The 2,010-nt window shown below is 71.9% G+C and carries 2 protein-coding genes; one reads left to right on the forward strand and one right to left on the reverse strand.

Annotated features, from left to right (window positions below):
* Positions 1–826, reverse strand: an 826-nt coding sequence (locus tag ACFU99_RS41870; RefSeq protein ID WP_384403549.1) for an NADP-dependent oxidoreductase, incomplete at its 3' end; no start/stop codon positions are given.
* 188 nt (positions 827–1,014) lie between these two features.
* On the opposite strand from ACFU99_RS41870, the gene ACFU99_RS41875 reads away from it, so the two are divergent.
* Entirely contained in the window at positions 1,015–1,941 is a 927-nt protein-coding gene (locus tag ACFU99_RS41875; RefSeq protein ID WP_384403552.1) for a LysR family transcriptional regulator, read from the forward strand.
* Positions 1,942–2,010 lie beyond the last annotated feature (69 nt).

Consider the following 2,010-nt stretch of genomic DNA (forward strand, 5'->3'; position numbering starts at 1 on the left):
CGTCCTGCCCGGGCCCGTTGCCGATGACCTTGATTCCGGCGGCGACGCGGCGGTCGGTACCGGTGATCGAGGCGATGCGCTGCCGGTCGGCCACCAATTCCACGGAGGTATCGAGGGCTTCGTCGGTGCCGACGCAGTCGATCGCGGCGGTGACGCCATCGGGCGCCACGGCTCGTACGCGGTCGAGCAGCCCGGTCCCGTACCGCACGGGAAGGGCGCCGAGGCCGCGGAGCAGTTCGTGATTGCGTTCGGCGGCGGTGGCGATCACCGTCGCGCCGAGAGCGGCGGCCAGTTGTACGGCCATCAGCCCCACCCCGCCGGAGCCGCCGTGTACGAGGACGGTGTCGCCCTTGCCCACGGCCGTGGCGTGCAGGGTGTGCGCCGCGGTGGTGCCGGCGAGCATCAGCGCCCCGGCTTCGTACCAGCCCAGACCGGGCGGTTTGGGGATCAGCGAGGTGACGGGCGCGGCGACGTGATCGGCGTAGGCGCCGGTGGCCGGGTAGACGATGACCTCGTCGCCGACCCGGGCCCCGCCGCTCGCCTCCGGGCCCACGTCCGTGACAACTCCCGCGCACTCCAGACCGAGTTGTGGCAGCGGCGCGGCGGCGACACCGGCGGACTCCTTGTGCTGGTCGTCCACGGCGTGGAAGGCGCCGCTGTACAGCTTCCAGTCGATGGGGTTGACCCCCGCCGCGTGGACGCGCACGACGACGCCGTCGGCGGCCGGGAGAGGTACGGGCGTCTGCGCGACCTCAAGGACTTCCGGTGTACCGAAGGCAGTCGGTCGTACGGTCCTGGTCCTGGTCCTGGTCCTGGTCCTGGCCATGACTGTCCACTCCTGTCGCTTCCTAGCGCTTCCTGCCGCTTCCTGCCGCTCTCTGTCGTGGCAAGCAATCAGTCAGTTATTCAGTCTCAAACGGGGATGGAATGATGTCCAGTGCAAGCTTTGCACTCAAGCTTTGCGCTGAGCGCAATCGCTCATTGACCAGGACGTATCGCAAGGACGTATGCCTCATGGCCGAGCAGCTGGATCTCAACCTGTTGCGCGTGTTCGACGCGTTGATGGACACCAGGAGCGTGACGGCGGCCTCTGCTCGCCTCCATCTTTCCGCTCCGGCGACGAGCAGAGCCCTGGGGCGGCTGCGGCGGGCGATGAACGATCAGATCCTCGTACGCGCGGGCCGCGGCCTGGTCCCCACCCCGTTCGCCCAGCGCTCCGCCGCCAGGGTCAAGGCGCTGCTGGAGGAGGCGTCCGGCCTGCGGGCCGACCCCGCGGGCAATGACCCCGGCGCCTGGCGGCGGACCTTCGCCATCCGCGTCAACGACGGTCTCACCCCCGTCCTCGCGCCCCGCCTCACCCGTCTCGTCGCGGCCGAGGCGCCGCGGGTCCGTCTGCGGTTCGTGGCCCAGGACTCCAAGGAGGCCGACCCGCTGCGGGACGGCTCGCTCGACCTGGACGTCGGCGTGGCCGGGCCGCCCCCGCCCGACCTGCACACGGAACCGCTCTTCGCCGACCACTTCGTCGCCCTGGTCGCCGCCGACTCCGCGCTGGGCCGGGCCCCGCACCTGACGATCGACGACCTGTGCGCCCACCCGCACATCTCCGCCTCCCGCCGCGGCCTCGCCCGCGGCCCGCTGGACGAGGCCCTGCACCGTCTGGGCCGCGCCCGTACGGTCAGCGCGGTCGTACCGTCGTACGCGGTCGCGGTCCTCATGGCGCTGGAGGAGAACGTCGTCTGCCTCGTCCCTCTCCTCCTGGCGCAGCACCTGGTCGAACGCCGCGTCCCGTTCCGCTGGCACACTATCCCCCTGGACCTCCCGTCGGCCCAGGTCGAATTTCGCTGGCACCACCGCCTCGACGCCGACCCCGCGTCCCGGTGGCTGCGCGGCAAGATGCGGGCGGCGGTTGAACCGCTGACCTCGCGGGAGGCGGGGGTCTGAGGCGGGGCCTGAGGCGCGGGCCGGAGGCGGAGTGCGCCGCGGACTCGGCGGGCGCGTACGCCTCAGGCC

Origin of the sequence: Streptomyces sp. NPDC057654, from assembly GCF_042800135.1 — a bacterium.
Taxonomy (GTDB): domain Bacteria; phylum Actinomycetota; class Actinomycetes; order Streptomycetales; family Streptomycetaceae; genus Streptomyces.

Excerpts from the sequence above, each read along its gene's own strand:
- ACFU99_RS41875 (WP_384403552.1), top strand. The coding sequence starts at position 1,015 with ATGGCCGAGCAGCTGGATCTCAACCTGTTGCGCGTGTTCGACGCGTTG.